Here is a 14,712-nt window from a genome sequence, read left to right as displayed (position 1 = left end):
TACGGACGAGGTCACGCGTCGCCCGCTCCCACGCCCGCCCCCGCTCCCGCCTTCGCCCCGGCCGTCGGGCGGCGGCGCGGGTGGGGGATGGGCAGCGGGAACCCGCCGGCGCGCCGGGGTGTCAGCGTCTGGAGCCGGATGACGGCCTCCAGGCCGCCGCCCGGCGCCGGCAGCAGCAGCGCCTCGCCGCCGCTGGCCAGGGTGAGGCGCTGGACCAGGGCGAGCCCGAGACCGGTGCCGCCCTTGGGCGCGTCGGGCGCCCGCCAGAACCGGTCGAAGGCGCGCCGCCGCTGTTCCGCGGTCATCCCGGGCCCCTGGTCGGCGACATGGAGTTCGGCGCCGCTGCCGCGCAGCCGCCGGAACACCGTCACCGTGCTCCCCATCGGCGCCACCCGCAGGGAGTTGGAGAGCAGGTTGTCCAGGATCTGTTCCACGGCCCCGGGGACGGCCAGGGCCCGGCCGATCGGATCGCCGAGCAGCAGGAGCCGTACACCGTGCTGCTCGTAGAGACCGCCCCAGGCGTAGACGCGTTCCTTCGCCGCCTCGTCCAGGTCGACCGGCTCGGGGGTGAGCGCGGTCTCCTCCATCCGGGCCAGCGAGAGCAGCCCCTCGACCATCCTGGCCAGCCGCTCGGTCTCCGTCATCGCGGCGTTGAGGTTGGCGCGCAGATGCGGCGGCACATCGGGTTCCAGATTGTCCAGGCGCAGCCGCAGCGCCGCGAGCGGTGTCTTGAGCTGGTGGGACGCCTCGCCCGCGAACGCGCTCTGGGAGGCGAGCAGATGCTCCAGCAGGGCGGCCGTACGGTTGAACGTGGCTGCCAGTACCCGTACTTCGGGCGGGCCCGTGGTGACTGACGCCGGGGTGGTGAGGCTGCCGCCCGCCAACGTACGGGCGGCGCGCTCCAGTTCACGGATGGGTCCGCCGATCCAGCGGGCCAGCGCGAACGCCACCGTACCGACGGCGGTGAGCACCCCGACCCCGCCGAGCGCCAGCCCCAGCCACACCTGGTGGACGTCGCGCGCGACCGCGTCGGTCGGGACGATGAGCCGTACGGCGCCCTGGAGCGTGGCACCGTGCCGGACCGGGACGGCCACCGAGAGCCAGTTGACCCCGCCGATCGAGGAGGTCCGCACATCGGCGCCGTTGCCGCCGAGCAGCGCCGCGGAGATCTCGGCCCGCTTGGCGAGACCGGCCCGCTCGTCCGCGTCGATCGGGTGCGAGGTGGCGAGCGGGGTGCCCGAGGGGTCCACGACCAGTACCCGGCCGCCGATGCGCTTCGCGCAGGCGGCGACCTGCGCGGCGAGCTCCTCGGGGCGTCCGTAGGCGAGGGAGAGCGACGCGTAGTCCGCGATCGACTCGGCCTCCTCGTGGGCGGCGTTGGTGGCGCGTTCGCGCTCGGCGGCGCTGTAGACGTAGCCGAGCGGGATCTCCAGGCAGATCAGGACGAGGGCGGCGAGGGTCAGATAGCTGACCAGCAGTCTCTGTGTCATCAGAACCGTGACCCCGGGTGGTCGAAGGCGTGCCCGGCGCCGACCGGGCCCTGCTGCTCCTGATGCGGGTCGGTCCGCACGGCGAGCCGCAACCCTACCCCGCGCAGTGTCTGGATCCAGGCCGGATTCCCCAACTTCCGCCGCAGCGTGGCGACATGGACGTCGAGGGTCTTGGTCGGGCCGTGGAAGTTCGGGTCCCACACCCGGTCGAGTATCTGCTGGCGCGAGTAGACCGCGCCGGGATCCTCGGTCAGCAGGGCCAGCAGATCGAACTCCTTGGGGGTGAGGATCACCGACCGCTCACCGATCCAGACCTGACGGGTGCGCCGGTCGACGATCAGCGCGCCCGTGGCCGAGGGCGGCGGCAGTACGTCTCCTCCCCCCGGGGCCGCTTCACGGGCGGGCGCGGACTCGCGGGCCTGCGCCGGTTCACGGACCGACGCCCGTTCACGGGCCGGCGGGGGCGCGGGCGCGGCCTCCGGCGGGGACGGCGGCGCGGGCGGCGCGGCGGGAGCGGACGGAGCCTGCCGTGCCCGGTGGGGCGCGGGCGCCGGGGGAGCGGTCGGCATCGGGTACGGGAACGCCCCGCGCCCGTGCGTCACCTCCACCCCGATGGGCGCGGGGATCCCGCCGAAGGCCCCCGTGGCGCCGGTCGGGTCCATGGGCGTGGCGCCCGCCGGGGCCGCCCAGGCGGCGGTCCTGCGGGTCACGGCCCGGATCCGGGCGATCAACTCCCGTACGCTGAAAGGCTTCGCGAGATAGTCGTCGGCGCCCAGTTCCAGGCCCAGGACCCGGTCGGCCTCCGTGCCGCGCGCGGTGAGCATGATGATCGGCACGTCCGAGACCTGCCGGATGCCCCGGCAGACGTCGATACCGTCCATGTCCGGCAGTCCGAGATCGAGCAGGACGATGTCGCCGTACGGGCCGCGCAGTCCCTCCGCGCCCGTGGACACCCGGCCCACCGTCACGCCGTAGCGGCCCAGACCCTCGACAAGGGGCTCGGCGATCGTCTCGTCGTCCTCGATGAGCAGGGCCCTCAGGGTCATGTATTTCCGTTTCTCCGTGAATTCGACCGACACGAGTTCTTCCCGTATTCGCGCCGGGGCGAACACCGTACGATAAAAGGATCCGGCGAACACAGTTTTCGCGGGAGTGGGAGCCAGGTCACAGCGCTCGGCCGAATCATGGCATTGCCTTAGTGTTCCTCTAACCTTCGTCTTGGGTGGCGCTCTCTACGGTGTTGAACCAGGTCCTGGCTACAACCACCCGCTGGGGAGGCACTATGAAGGCTCTGCTCGAACGCGCCCGCTCGTTCCGACGCCGGGTAGATTTCGAAAGCGAGACATATCGGAAACTGGCCGAAGGGCAATTTCCACAGGCACTCTTCGTCGCCTGTTCCGATTCCCGCGTCATCCCCGCATTGATCACGGGTGCGCGACCCGGTGAGGTCTTCGAAATACGCAACGCCGGCAACATCGTCCCCCCGCATGTGCCGCATCTCGTCTCCGGGGAGGCCGCCACCGTCGAGTACGCGCTCGAAGTGCTCGACGTACGGGACATCGTCGTCTGCGGACACTCCCACTGCGGCGCGATGGGCGCCCTGGCCTCCGGCAAGGACCTCTCCGCCCTGCCCGGCGTGGGCGCCTGGCTGGAGAACGCCCGGCCGGGGCTGGCCTCCGTCCTGGACCGTCGGCCGGCGGACGGCACGGATCCGGCCGCCGCGCCCGCCCCGGGTGACGCGCGCGTCACGGAGCTGGCGCAGCTCAACGTACGGGTCCAACTGGCCGCGCTGCGCGAGTACCCGGCGGCCCGGCGGCGGCTGGCGGAGGGCAGGCTGACGCTGCACGGCTGGTACTACGAGGTCCACACCGGCGAGCTGTGGGAGCTCAACGAGGACGACGACACCTTCCGGGTGCACGCGTGCTGAGCCCGGGGCAGGGATACGGCGGCCCCGTCCAGCCCGGTCCGCCGGGCAACGGCCGCCACCGCGGCCGGCATGCGGGCCGCGGCCAGAACCGCGCACACGAACCCGAGCCCGAACCGGAGTACGGCACGGTGCGGCCGGATCCGTTCGACGCCTTCGGCGCCGACCCGTACGCGCCCACGGACCCGTACGCCGACCCGTACCCCGTCGCCGATCCGTACGGGCCGGACCCGTACGCGGATCCGTACGCGACCGCGGACGCCTACGCCCGGGACCCGTACGCGACGGATCCCCACGGAACCGCCCCGGCGTCCTACGGGGCGCCGTCCGCCCCGCCGAGGCCGCCGGGTCCACCGCCGGCGCCCGGGAAGGCGCCGGGCAAGGCGGCCGGGAAGAAGAAGCCGGGGGCCGGTCAGAAGCCCGACCTCGCCACCGAGATCACCGCGTCCTTCGTCGTCTTCCTCGTCGCGCTGCCGCTCTGCATCGGCGTGGCCGTGGCCTCCGGCACCCCGCCCGAGCTGGGCATCATCTCCGGTGTCGTGGGCGGTCTGGTCGTCGGCATGGCGCGCGGCTCCACCCTCCAGGTGAGCGGTCCCGCCGCCGGTCTCGCCGCGCTGGTCGCCGAGGCGGTCCTGGAGCACGGACTCGCCACCCTCGGCGTGATCGTGCTGGCCTCCGGGCTGCTCCAGATCGGGCTCGGACTGATCCGTCTGGGCCGGATGTTCCAGGCGATCTCCATCGCCGTGGTGCAGGGCATGCTGGCCGGGATCGGGCTGCCGCTGATGTTCAGCCAGGCGTACCCGATGGCCGACGCCAAGGCCATCGGCGTACCGATCGAGAACATGCTCGGCATCCCCGGGCTGATCGCGGACACCCTGGCCGACCCGCAGAAGATGATCGCCGCCGCGCTCGGGATCGGCACCGTCGTCCTCAGCTTCCTCTGGAAGAAGATGCCGGCCCCGGTGAACAAGATGCCCGCCGCGCTGGTCGCGGTGGCCGGCGGCATGGGGGTGGCCGCCCTGCCCGGGGTGAACATCACCACCCTCCAGGTCGGCAACCTGCTGGCGTCCGTCCAGATCCCCGGGCCCTCGCAGTTCGCGCTGCTCGCCAACGGCGCGGTCCTCACCACCGTCCTCACCTTCACCATCATCGCCTCGGCGGAGAGCCTGTTCACGGCCGCCGCCGTGGACCGGATGCACACCGGCGAACGCACCCGCTACAACTCCGAACTCATCGCGCAGGGCGCGGGCAACACGATCTGCGGCTTCCTCGGCGCGCTGCCGATGACCGCCGTCGTCGCCCGCAGCTCCGCCAATGTGCAGGCGGGCGCCAAGACCCGGCTCTCCCGCACCCTGCACGGCCTGTGGCTGCTCGCCTTCGCCGTGCTGCTGCCCGGAGTGCTCGCCCTCATCCCGATCTCCGTCCTCGCGGGCGTCCTGGTGCACAGCGGCTGGAAGCTGTTCGCGCCGCACGAGTTCCCGAAGATGTGGCGCCAGGACCGGGGCGAGTTCGTCGTCATGACCCTCACCACGGTCGTGATCGTCGCCACCGCCCTGCTCGAAGGCGTCCTCGTGGGCCTCGCGGCGGGCATCATCCTGGCCGCGCTGCGGATGTCGCAGACCTCGGTACGCACCGAGGTGTCCGGCGACACGGCGAAGCTGGTCATGGCGGGCAACGCGACCTTCCTGCGGCTGCCGAAGCTGATCGACGCGCTGGAGGAGGTCGCCTCCGCCGGGATGCCGAGGATCCGCCTCGACCTGACCGCCGTCACCCACTGGGACCACGCCTGCCGCAGCCAGGTCGACGAGTTCGTGGCCCAGCAGCGGGGCACCGGCGAGGTACGGGTGGAACTGCTGCGGCCCAACACCCCCAACGCGCCCGTGCCGCCCGCCGCGCCGCCCTCCTCGGTCGCGGGGCAGGGAACCCAGGGGGATCTGGGGGCGACACCGGGACCGACGGCCGAGTGGTTCTACCTCGACCCGACGCCGGTCGAGGAGTTCAGGACCTCCGCCGACCCGATGGACCCCTTCGGCCCGACGGACGGGACGGGGCAGGGCCAGTACCGGCCCTCGGCGCGCATGCGCTGACGCCTCCACGCCCGACGCGCGGCCCCTCACACCCCACATCCGTACGGCGCCCCCTCCCGAGCGGGGGGCGTCGTGCGGATGTGGCGTATCGGCGAGGACATGCCCTTTTCTGCGGGACCCTTACGGGGCAGGCGTCCTGTCGGTCTACACTCACCCTGCCCTCAGGACCGGCGTGCGGCCGCGCGGCGCCGGGCGGAGAACGGAGCCACCTGTGAAGATCCTCATCAGCGCCGACATGGAGGGTGCCACGGGGGTGACCTGGCCCGCCGACGTCCTGCCGGGGACGCCGCAGTGGGATCGCTGCCGCGCCCTGTTCACCTCGGACGTCAACGCGGCGGTGCTCGGCTTTCTCGACGGCGGCGCCGACGAGGTCCTCATCAACGAGGCGCACTGGTCCATGCGCAATCTGCTGCTGGAGAAGCTGGACGAGCGCGCCGAGATGCTCACCGGGCGTCACAAGTCGCTCTCCATGGTCGAGGGCGTGCAGCACGGCGACGTCGACGGCATCGCCTTCGTCGGCTACCACACCGGCGCCGGCACGGAGGGCGTCCTCGCCCACACCTATCTCGCCAACTCCCTCACCGGGGTCTGGCTGAACGGTGTACGCGCCAGCGAGGGCCTGCTCAACGCACAGGTCGTCGCCGAGTACGGCGTCCCCGTCGTCCTGGTCACCGGAGACGACCTGACCTGCGAGGACGCGATCGGCTACGCGCCCGAGGCGCACAAGGTCGCCGTGAAGGACCATGTCTCGCGGTACGCGGCCGTCTGCCGCACCCCGGCCCGTACCGCCGCCGACATCCGCGCCGCCGCGAAGGACGCGACGGCCCTCGCCGTACGCCACGCCCCCGTCGACGGCGGCCCGTTCACCCTGGAGCTGGAGTTCGACGCGGCCCATCTCTCCGCCGCCGCCACGGTCGTACCCGGCGTCGCGCCGAGCGGCGAACGGCGCGTCTCGTACACCAGCGGGACGATGTATGAGGCCATTCGCACCTTCAAAGCGGTCACGACGATCGTTTCGGCCGCCGTGGAGGAGCAGTATGGCTGACATGACGCGCAGCGACACCAGTGATGCTCTCGATACGGCGGCGCTCGACGAGGTGGTCACCTTCACCTCCGACCTCATCCGTATCGACACCACCAACCGGGGAGGCGGGGACTGCCGGGAGCGGCCGGCGGCCGAGTACGTCGCGGAGCGTCTCGCCGCGGCCGGGCTCGAACCCACCCTCCTGGAGCGGACCCCGGGGCGCACCAACGTCGTGGCCAGGATCGAGGGCACCGACCCGTCCGCCGACGCGCTCCTCGTCCACGGCCATCTCGACGTCGTACCCGCCGAACCTGCCGACTGGACCGTCCACCCCTTCTCCGGCGAGATCAGGGACGGGGTGGTGTGGGGCCGGGGCGCGGTCGACATGAAGAACATGGACGCGATGGTCCTGTCCGTCGTCCGGGCCTGGGCCAGGAACGGGGTCCGGCCGCGCCGCGACATCGTCATCGCCTACACCGCCGACGAGGAGGCCAGCGCCGAGGACGGCTCCGGCTTCCTCGCCGACCACCACCCCGAGCTGTTCGAGGGGTGCACGGAAGGCATCAGCGAATCCGGCGCCTTCACCTTCCACGCGGGCCCCGGCATGGCGCTCTACCCGATCGCCGCCGGTGAACGCGGCACCGGCTGGCTCAAACTGACCGCCCACGGCACGGCGGGGCACGGCTCCAAGGTGAACCGCGCCAACGCCGTCAGCCGGCTCGCCGCCGCCATCGCCCGGATCGGCGACCACCCGTGGCCCGTCCGGCTCACCCCGACCGTACGGGCGGCGCTCGCCGAGATCGCCGTGCTGCACGGCATAGAGACCGACGTGTACGCCGATGACCTCGACGTGGACGGCCTGCTGGGCAAGCTGGGACCGGCCGCCGCGCTGGTCGAGCCGACGGTGCGCAACAGCGCCAACCCGACGGTCCTGGAGGCCGGTTACAAGGTCAATGTGATCCCGGGGCAGGCCACGGCGTACGTCGACGGGCGGATGGTGCCCGGCGGCGAGGAGGAGTTCCGTACCACCATCGACATGCTGACGGGCCCCGATGTGGAGTGGGAGTTCCACCACCGGGAGGTCGCCCTCCAGGCGCCCGTCGACTCACCGACCTTCGCCAAACTGCGCGCCGCCGTCGAACGCTTCGACCCGGCCGGGCACGTCGTGCCGTACTGCATGTCGGGCGGCACGGACGCCAAGCAGTTCTCCCGCCTCGGCATCACCGGCTACGGTTTCTCCCCGCTCCGGCTGCCCCCCGGCTTCGACTACCAGGCGCTCTTCCACGGCGTGGACGAACGCGTACCGGTCTCGGCGCTGCACTTCGGTGTCCGGGTGCTCGACCACTATCTGAAGTCCGCCTGAAACCATCTGAAATCGCCTGAACCTGACCGAACTCGTCTGAACCCGACCGAGTACGTCCGCGCACGCCGTGCCGAGGAGCGAGGAACGCTCGTGATACTGCCCATCGGGCCCTACGGGACCTGGCCGTCCCCCATCGACGCCACCCTGGCGGCCTCGCACGACGGGCGCCCCGAGTACGTGGGAACGGTCGGCGGCGAGGTGTGGTGGACCGAGCCGCGCCCGGAGGAGGGCGGCCGGCGCGCGCTCGTACGCCGCCGCGCCGACGGCCGGGAGGAACCGGTACTGCCCGAACCCTGGAACGTCCGCAGCCGGGTGATCGAGTACGGCGGCCTGCCCTGGGCGGGCGCCGACCGCCCCGCCGGCGGCCCGCTCGCCGTCTTCGTCCACCTGCCCGACCAGCGCCTGTACGCGTACGAGCCGGAGGGCACGGCGGAACCACGCCCGCTCACCCCGGTGTCGGCCGTCGGCGGCGGGCTGCGCTGGGCCGACCCGGTGATCCACCTGGACCGGGGCGAGGTCTGGTGCGTCATGGAGGAGTTCACCGGCGAACGGCCCACCGACGTACGCCGGGCGATCGTGGCCGTACCGCTGGACGGCTCGGCCGCCGAGGACCGTACGGCCGTCACCGAACTCTCCGACGACCGGCACCGCTTCGTCACCGGACCCCGGCTCTCGCCGGACGGGCGCTCCGTCGCCTGGATCGCCTGGGACCATCCCCGGATGCCGTGGGAGGGCACGGTGGTGATGCTCGGCGAGGTGTCCGCACCCGCCCCCGGGACGGCCACGGCCCCCTTCACCGGGGCCCGGCCGGTGGTCGGGGACACCGACGAGTCGGTCGCCCAGGCCGACTGGGCGCCGGACGGCTCCCTGCTCCTCGTCTCCGACCTGAGCGGCTGGTGGGAGTTGCAGCGCATCCGCCCCGAACGGCCCGGCGACGGGGCCGTGGCGAGCACGGCGCTCTGCCCCGGCCGCCAGGAGGAGTTCGGCGGACCGTTGTGGAAGATCGGCCTCCGGTGGTTCCGGCCGCTGGAGAACGGGCTGATCGCCGTCATCCACGGCCGGGGCTCCACCACGCTCGGCATCCTCGACCCCGGGACCGGCGAACTCGTCGACGCCGCGGGCCCCTGGACCGAATGGGCCCCCACCCTCGCCGTCCGGGGCGACCGCGTCATCGGCGTCGCCGCCAGCCCGCGCAGCGCGTACGAGGTCGTGGAGGTGGACACCCGTACCGGAGAGGCCCGCGTCATCGGCTCGGCCCACCACGACCCGGTGGACCCCGCGTACTACCCCGAACCCCAGATCCGTACCTTCACCGGGCCCGACGACCGCGAGATCCACGCCCACATCTACCCGCCGCACCACCCCGGCCTGCGCGCCCCCGCCGACGAACTGCCCCCGTACGTGGTGTGGGCCCACGGCGGACCCACCGGACACGCGCCCCTCGTCCTCGACCTGGAGATCGCCTACTTCACCTCGCGCGGCATCGGCGTCGCCGAGGTCAACTACGGCGGCTCCACCGGCTACGGGCGCGCCTACCGCGACCGGCTCCGCGAACAGTGGGGCGTGGTCGACGTCGAGGACTGCGCGGCCGTCGCCGAGGCGCTGGCCGCCGAGGGCACCGCCGACCGTGCCAGGATCGCCGTACGCGGCGGCAGCGCGGGCGGCTGGACCGCGGCGGCCTCCCTCACCGGCACGAGCGTCTACGCCTGCGGCACGATCATCTACCCGGTCCTCGACCTGGTCGGCTGGGCCACCGACGAGACCCACGACTTCGAGTCCCAGTACCTCCACTCGCTGATCGGCCCGTTCGCCGAGGTCCCCGGCCGCTACCGCGAGCGCTCGCCCCTCCAGCACGTCGACCGGATCACCGCGCCGTTCCTGCTGCTCCAGGGGCTCGACGACGTGATCTGCCCGCCCGCCCAGAGCGCGCGCTTCCTGGCGCGCACGGCCGGACGCGGCATCCCGCACGCGTACATCGCCTTCGAGGGCGAGGGGCACGGCTTCCGCAGGGCCGATACGATGGTCCGCGCGCTGGAGGCCGAACTCTCCCTGTACGCACAGACCTTCGGCCTCACCCGTACCGACGTCCCGCGTCTGGAGCTGACGACATGACACCCTTGTCCGCGTTCCGGCCGACGCCCCTGACCCGGCCCGCGCGGCTGCGTCCGGGGGCCCGCGTCGCCGTCGTGGCGCCCAGCGGCCCCGTCCCCGCCGACCGGCTCGACGCCGGGCTCGACATCCTGCGCGGCTGGGACCTCGACCCGGTCGTGGCCCCGCACGTCCTGGACGTCCACCCCCACGGCTACCTCGCCGGCAGCGACGCGGACCGCGCCCGCGACCTCCAGGAGGCGTGGTGCGACCCGTCCGTCTCCGCCGTGTTCTGCGCCCGGGGCGGGTACGGCGTCCAGCGCATGGTGGACCTGCTCGACTGGACCGCGATCCGGGCCGCGGGCCCCAAGGTCTTCGTCGGCTACAGCGACATCACCGCGCTGCACGAGGCGTTCGCCGTCCGGGCCGGGCTGGCCACCCTGCACGGCCCGATGACCGCCGCCCTCACCTTCCTCAAGGACCCCGCGACCCAGGAGTCGCTGCGCGCCACGCTGTTCGCACCCGAGTCGGTACGCACCCTCGGCCTGGACACGGCACGCGGGCTGGTCCCGGGGCGGGCCCGCGGCGTCACCCTCGGCGGCTGCGTCAGCCTGCTCGCCGCCGACCTCGGAACCCCGTACGCCAGAACCTCCGCCGCCGGGGGGCTGCTGATGATCGAGGACGTCGGCGAGGAGCCGTACCGCCTCGACCGCATCCTCACCCAACTCCTGCGCTCCGGCTGGCTGGACGGCGTCGCCGGGATCGGCCTCGGCTCCTGGGCGGGGTGCGGCCCGTACGAGGACGTCCACGCGCTGCTGCTCGACCGGCTCGGAGGTCTCGGCGTACCGGTGGTCGAGGAACTGGGCTTCGGACACGGCGACACGGCGCTGACGGTGCCGCTGGGCGTGCCCGGGGTACTGGACGCGGAGAGCGCCACACTCACCCTGGACGTGCCCGCACTGACCTGACGGGCCCCGGGGCGAGCGGCGAACAGGTCGTAGGCTGGCGCGATGCCCGGACCTCCCACCCCGCTCGCCGAGGGCCCCCGCACCTATCTGCGCCCGTTCCGCCCCGAGGACGCCGACGAGTTCACCGCCCTCGCCCGCGCGAGCGGGGAACTGCACCGCCCCTGGCTCTTCCCGCCGGACGAGCCCGCCGCGTACGCCGCATACGCGGGCCGGCTCATCGAGGACCCCGCGCGGGCGGGCCACCTCGTCTGCGCCCGCGACGACGACCGCATCGCGGGGTTCGTCAACATCAACAACATCGTCCGGGGCGCGTTCCGCTGCGGGGCGCTCGGGTACGGCGCCTTCGCGCACGCCGCCGGACGCGGGCTGATGAGCGAGGGGCTGGGACTGGTCATCGGCCGCGCCTTCGGCCGGCTCGGTCTGCACCGTCTGGAGGCCAACGTCCAGCCCGCCAACACCGCGTCCGTGGCGCTCGTACGGCGCGCCGGGTTCCGGCTGGAGGGCTACTCGCCGGACTTCCTCCTCGTCGACGGCGAGTGGCGCGGCCACGAGCGCTGGGCGATCACCGCGGGGCCGTCCTGGACCCCTTCCGGTTGATCTTCATCGTGTCCAGATCGGTCACCGTGGACCGCAGCGCCCCGTGGCCGCAGCCCAGCTCCCGCAGCGCCGACTCGGCACGCTCCTCGGCGAGCGCGCCCGCCATCTCCTCGCCGTCCGCCGCGTCCGAGACCACCTCGTACCGGTAGCTGAAGTGCTTGAGCGCCGCGTCGTACGTGAGCGAGCCCTCCGGTGTGAACCGCATCCGCGCCAGTCCGTGCAGATCCAGCTCCGCGAGGAGCCGGGCGCGGCTCTCCTCCGTCAGCCCCTCCCAGGTCCCGCGCACGATCACCCGGTACGTGTGCTGCATGCTCATCCCGCCGCTCACTTCCTCTTCCCTTGAGGCCGCAGCGTACGACGGAGGGGATGGCGCGCACGCGGAATTTCGTGGCCGTCGACGCACCCTCCGACCCGGCCCGGCGGACCCGGCGGCCGGTCAGGGCGCGGGGACCACCTTGCGGTCGGCGTACTCGAAGACCGAGCCGTCGGGGTGCACGGCGATCAGATTGCGCCCCGCCGGGGTCGGCACCGGGCCCGCGACGACCCGGGCGCCGCCACCGGTGAGCACCGTCAGCGTCTCGTCGACGTCCTTGACCGCGATGGTCGCCTGCACCTTGCGCAGGACGTCGATCTCCGAGGCGGGACCGCTCATCAGGAGGAAGCAGCCGACGGCGGCGACGGAGACCCCGCCACGCTCGAAGCGGAGCGCGGGACTTCCGGTGAGGCGTTCGTAGAACGCCACCGACGTCTCCAGGTCGTCGACGCAGATGCGCAGCGTGGTTCCCAGGATTTCCATGCCCACCAGGTTAGTTGGCCCGGCGCGAGGAAGGCGGTGAGGGGCGCGGGGGAGGCCCGGTGTTCAGGCGTGGCAGCGGATCTCGCCGTGCGGGACCATGAACCAGGCGTCCGGCGCCTCGCCCCACTCCCGCCACGCCGCGGCGATCTCCGCGAGCCGCTCGCGCGTCGTGTGTCCGCCGTCGACCGCCCGCGCCGCGTAGCCCGACGCGACCGTACGGTCCGCCCACAGCCCGCTCCACCACGCGCGCTCCTCGGGCGTGGCGAAACACCAGGCCGTGGCGGTCGTCTCGACCTCGGTGAACCCGGCGCGCCGCGCCCAGGACAGCAGTTGGCGCCCCGCGTCCGGCTCCCCGCCGTTGGCGCGCGCCACGCGGCGGTACAGCTCCTGCCAGTCGTCCAGCACCGGTACGGCGGGGAACCAGGTGAAGGCGGCGTAGTCCGAGTCGCGCGCCGCCACCGTCCCGCCGGGCCGGCACACCCGGCGCATCTCGCTCAGGGCCCGGACGGGGTCGCCGACATGCTGGAGGACCTGGTGGGCGTGGACGATGTCGAAGGAGTCGTCCGGGAAGTCCAGGGAGTGGACATCGGCGACCGCGAAGCGGACGTTGGTCACGCCCGCGGCCTCGGCCGTCGCCCGTGCCGTGCCGAGGACGTCCTCGGAGGCGTCGACGGCCGTCACCGTACCCGGCGCGACGAGCGCGGCCAGGTCGGCGGTGATGGTCCCGGGCCCGCACCCCACGTCCAGCACGTCCTGGCCGGACCGGAGTTCGGGCAGGAGGTAGGCGGCGGAGTTGGCGGCCGTGCGCCAGGTGTGCGAGCGCAGCACGGACTCGTGGTGCCCGTGGGTGTAGACGGCGGTCTCCTTAGGCATGGCCGGACTCCCTCGTCGTGAAGTGGTCAGGCCACGCTACGCCTCTGTGCCGCATGATGAGATGCGTGTCTTGCTATACGGACGGGCTGCTGAGGGAGGGGACGGAGCCGAGCGGCCGTACGGCGAGCCCGTCGATCACCGCGGTCGGCGGCGCGCCCTCCGAGAGCAGCAGCGCGGTGATCGCGTCGGCGTCCCCCTCGGTGAAGTGCACCGCCCCGAGCGGCAGCTCCACCACCGTGGCCGACCCCCCGGGCTCCAGGCTGAGCAGCCCGCCCAGCCAGGCCGCCGAGGCCACCGGGTCCGGGGTCTCGATCAGGATGCCGGCGAGATCGTGCGGCCCCCGGTTCACCCGGCCCGGCGCGGTGTACCGCGTCAGGATCGTCCGACGGTCCGGCGTGTACGTCACGAAGAACGGCGCCCACGGCGGCACGTCCCGGAGGATCGCCTCGCGGAACGAGACGGGGGAGCCCTCCGGCGCGAAGGTCAGCAGCTCTACCGTGCGCCCCTCGGCGCGCAGCCGCCGCGTGGTGGCGCCGACGTCGTCCACGTGGACGCAGAAGTTGAGCGCGCCGCCGCCCCGGGCGACGAGCGCGTCGTAACGCGGCTGCCAGCCCCGCATGGCCCTGCCGTACGGCGAGTCGAGGAAGGCGGCGCGGTCGACGACGCTCGACAGCTCGATGTAGCGGGTGTCGAGCCGCCAGGCGCCGTTGCGGTAGCCCAGGTACTCCGGGTTGGCGTGGGCCGGCAGTCCGGCCCGCGTGTAGGCGCGGGCGGCGGACTCCACGTCCGGTACGCAGTGCACGAGATGGTCGAACTCCGGCTGTTCGGGCAGGGGTGGTTCCAGGGTCACGGCGCCTCCTCGATCTGGTCAGGTGAGGCCAACCTTCCCCCATTCCTTCCGGGTCAGTTCGTACGCGACATCGCCCTGTTCCGAGCCCTCGATCGTTTCCGGCCACTCCTCGAAGAAGGTACGGACGTACCGCAGCCCCGCCTTCTCCAGCACCCGCCGCGACCCGGTGTTGACGGTCATGGTCTGCGCGGTCACCCGCTGCGCGCCGAGCGCGGTGAACGCCGTACGGACCAGGGCACGCGCCCCTTCGGTGGCGTACCCCCGGCCCCACGCGGCGCGGCGCAGCCGGTAGCCCAACTCCGGGGCGCGCCAGTCCGGTTCTCCGCCGGGGACCGGTCCGGGGCCCGGCTCCAGACAGAACCAGCCGAGCCATGCGCCCGTGGCCCGCTCCTCGGCCGCCCAGAACCCCGGGCCCAGCAGCCTCGGCAGGGTCGTACGCCGGACCGTGTCCGGGGAGACGGGCCGACCGCCGTCGATGAACCGCCGCACGCCCGGGTCGTTGTCGAGCGCGACGACCCGGGCCACCTCCGCCTCGTCGTCCATGAAGGGGCGCAGGCGCAGCCTGCCGGTCTCCAGGATGTGTTCCGTGTCCACCCCGGCGATCCTCGGCCGCGCGCCGGGGGCTGTCCAGCGGATATACCCCGGCGGGGGC

Annotated in this window: 14 protein-coding genes; 7 read left to right on the top strand and 7 right to left on the bottom strand. The window is 73.1% G+C overall.

Annotated elements, in window-relative coordinates:
* Positions 1-11: 11 nt before the first annotated feature.
* Positions 12-1,490 (bottom strand): sensor histidine kinase, encoded by a 1,479-nt coding sequence (locus ACIBJC_RS04185; protein ID WP_399287456.1) that lies wholly within the window; start codon positions 1,488-1,490, stop codon positions 12-14.
* The gene (locus ACIBJC_RS04180; RefSeq protein ID WP_399287453.1) at positions 1,490-2,536 is read right to left on the bottom strand and encodes a response regulator transcription factor; all 1,047 of its coding nucleotides are present in this window, start codon (positions 2,534-2,536) and stop codon (positions 1,490-1,492) included. Before ACIBJC_RS04180 ends, ACIBJC_RS04185 begins: the two co-directional genes overlap by 1 nt.
* Before the next feature lie 236 nt (positions 2,537-2,772).
* Here ACIBJC_RS04180 and ACIBJC_RS04175 point away from each other — a divergent pair, with 236 nt between their 5' ends.
* From ACIBJC_RS04175 to ACIBJC_RS04145, 7 genes are all read left to right on the top strand, one after another.
* Positions 2,773-3,417, top strand: coding sequence for a carbonic anhydrase (locus tag ACIBJC_RS04175; protein ID WP_399287450.1), 645 nt, complete (start codon positions 2,773-2,775; stop codon positions 3,415-3,417).
* On the top strand, positions 3,411-5,501 hold the full coding sequence (locus ACIBJC_RS04170) for a SulP family inorganic anion transporter (RefSeq protein ID WP_399287447.1): 2,091 nt from the start codon (positions 3,411-3,413) through the stop codon (positions 5,499-5,501). Before ACIBJC_RS04175 ends, ACIBJC_RS04170 begins: the two co-directional genes overlap by 7 nt.
* Positions 5,502-5,712: 211 nt before the next feature.
* Positions 5,713-6,546 carry a M55 family metallopeptidase gene (locus tag ACIBJC_RS04165; RefSeq protein ID WP_399287444.1) on the top strand — a complete coding sequence of 278 codons (834 nt, stop codon included), beginning with the start codon at positions 5,713-5,715 and terminating at the stop codon, positions 6,544-6,546.
* A gap of 1 nt (position 6,547) precedes the next feature.
* Entirely contained in the window at positions 6,548-7,888 is a 1,341-nt protein-coding gene (locus tag ACIBJC_RS04160; protein WP_399288130.1) for a M20/M25/M40 family metallo-hydrolase, read from the top strand.
* 93 nt (positions 7,889-7,981) lie between these two features.
* Positions 7,982-10,000 carry a S9 family peptidase gene (locus ACIBJC_RS04155; RefSeq protein WP_399288127.1) on the top strand — a complete coding sequence of 673 codons (2,019 nt, stop codon included), beginning with the start codon at positions 7,982-7,984 and terminating at the stop codon, positions 9,998-10,000.
* Positions 9,997-10,944 carry an LD-carboxypeptidase gene (locus tag ACIBJC_RS04150; protein ID WP_399287441.1) on the top strand — a complete coding sequence of 316 codons (948 nt, stop codon included), beginning with the start codon at positions 9,997-9,999 and terminating at the stop codon, positions 10,942-10,944. The genes ACIBJC_RS04155 and ACIBJC_RS04150 overlap by 4 nt, the downstream gene beginning before the upstream one ends.
* A 42-nt stretch (positions 10,945-10,986) precedes the next feature.
* A complete protein-coding gene (locus ACIBJC_RS04145; protein WP_399287438.1) occupies positions 10,987-11,541 on the top strand; it encodes a GNAT family N-acetyltransferase in 555 nt (184 codons plus the stop codon).
* On the opposite strand, the gene ACIBJC_RS04140 is transcribed toward ACIBJC_RS04145, so the two are convergent.
* From ACIBJC_RS04140 to ACIBJC_RS04120, 5 genes are all read right to left on the bottom strand, one after another.
* Complete coding sequence (locus tag ACIBJC_RS04140; RefSeq protein WP_399287436.1) at positions 11,507-11,857, bottom strand: DUF6204 family protein; 351 nt, start codon at positions 11,855-11,857, stop codon at positions 11,507-11,509. The genes ACIBJC_RS04145 and ACIBJC_RS04140 overlap by 35 nt on opposite strands.
* A gap of 120 nt (positions 11,858-11,977) precedes the next feature.
* On the bottom strand, positions 11,978-12,337 hold the full coding sequence (locus tag ACIBJC_RS04135; RefSeq protein ID WP_399287434.1) for a VOC family protein: 360 nt from the start codon (positions 12,335-12,337) through the stop codon (positions 11,978-11,980).
* Positions 12,338-12,400: 63 nt separating this feature from the next.
* Positions 12,401-13,210, bottom strand: coding sequence for a methyltransferase domain-containing protein (locus tag ACIBJC_RS04130; RefSeq protein ID WP_399287431.1), 810 nt, complete (start codon positions 13,208-13,210; stop codon positions 12,401-12,403).
* A 73-nt stretch (positions 13,211-13,283) separates the two neighbouring features.
* A complete protein-coding gene (locus ACIBJC_RS04125; protein ID WP_399287428.1) occupies positions 13,284-14,060 on the bottom strand; it encodes a VOC family protein in 777 nt (258 codons plus the stop codon).
* 18 nt (positions 14,061-14,078) lie between these two features.
* The gene (locus ACIBJC_RS04120) at positions 14,079-14,654 is read right to left on the bottom strand and encodes a GNAT family N-acetyltransferase (protein WP_399287426.1); all 576 of its coding nucleotides are present in this window, start codon (positions 14,652-14,654) and stop codon (positions 14,079-14,081) included.
* Positions 14,655-14,712 lie beyond the last annotated feature (58 nt).

The sequence above is a fragment of the Streptomyces sp. NPDC050509 genome (assembly GCF_044457965.1).
GTDB lineage: Bacteria > Actinomycetota > Actinomycetes > Streptomycetales > Streptomycetaceae > Streptomyces.
Note: the sequence above shows the minus strand (reverse complement) of the source record. Positions and strands in the feature narration are given on the sequence as shown.

Bases quoted from the DNA above. Each gene is read 5' to 3' on its own strand.
- ACIBJC_RS04185 (WP_399287456.1), bottom strand. From the start codon at position 1,490: ATGACACAGAGACTGCTGGTCAGCTATCTGACCCTCGCCGCCCTCGTC.
- ACIBJC_RS04180 (WP_399287453.1), bottom strand. From the start codon at position 2,536: ATGACCCTGAGGGCCCTGCTCATCGAGGACGACGAGACGATCGCCGAG.
- ACIBJC_RS04175 (WP_399287450.1), top strand. From the start codon at position 2,773: ATGAAGGCTCTGCTCGAACGCGCCCGCTCGTTCCGACGCCGGGTAGAT.
- ACIBJC_RS04160 (WP_399288130.1), top strand. From the start codon at position 6,548: ATGACGCGCAGCGACACCAGTGATGCTCTCGATACGGCGGCGCTCGAC.
- ACIBJC_RS04150 (WP_399287441.1), top strand. From the start codon at position 9,997: ATGACACCCTTGTCCGCGTTCCGGCCGACGCCCCTGACCCGGCCCGCG.
- ACIBJC_RS04145 (WP_399287438.1), top strand. From the start codon at position 10,987: ATGCCCGGACCTCCCACCCCGCTCGCCGAGGGCCCCCGCACCTATCTG.
- ACIBJC_RS04140 (WP_399287436.1), bottom strand. From the start codon at position 11,857: ATGAGCATGCAGCACACGTACCGGGTGATCGTGCGCGGGACCTGGGAG.
- ACIBJC_RS04135 (WP_399287434.1), bottom strand. From the start codon at position 12,337: ATGGAAATCCTGGGAACCACGCTGCGCATCTGCGTCGACGACCTGGAG.
- ACIBJC_RS04130 (WP_399287431.1), bottom strand. From the start codon at position 13,210: ATGCCTAAGGAGACCGCCGTCTACACCCACGGGCACCACGAGTCCGTG.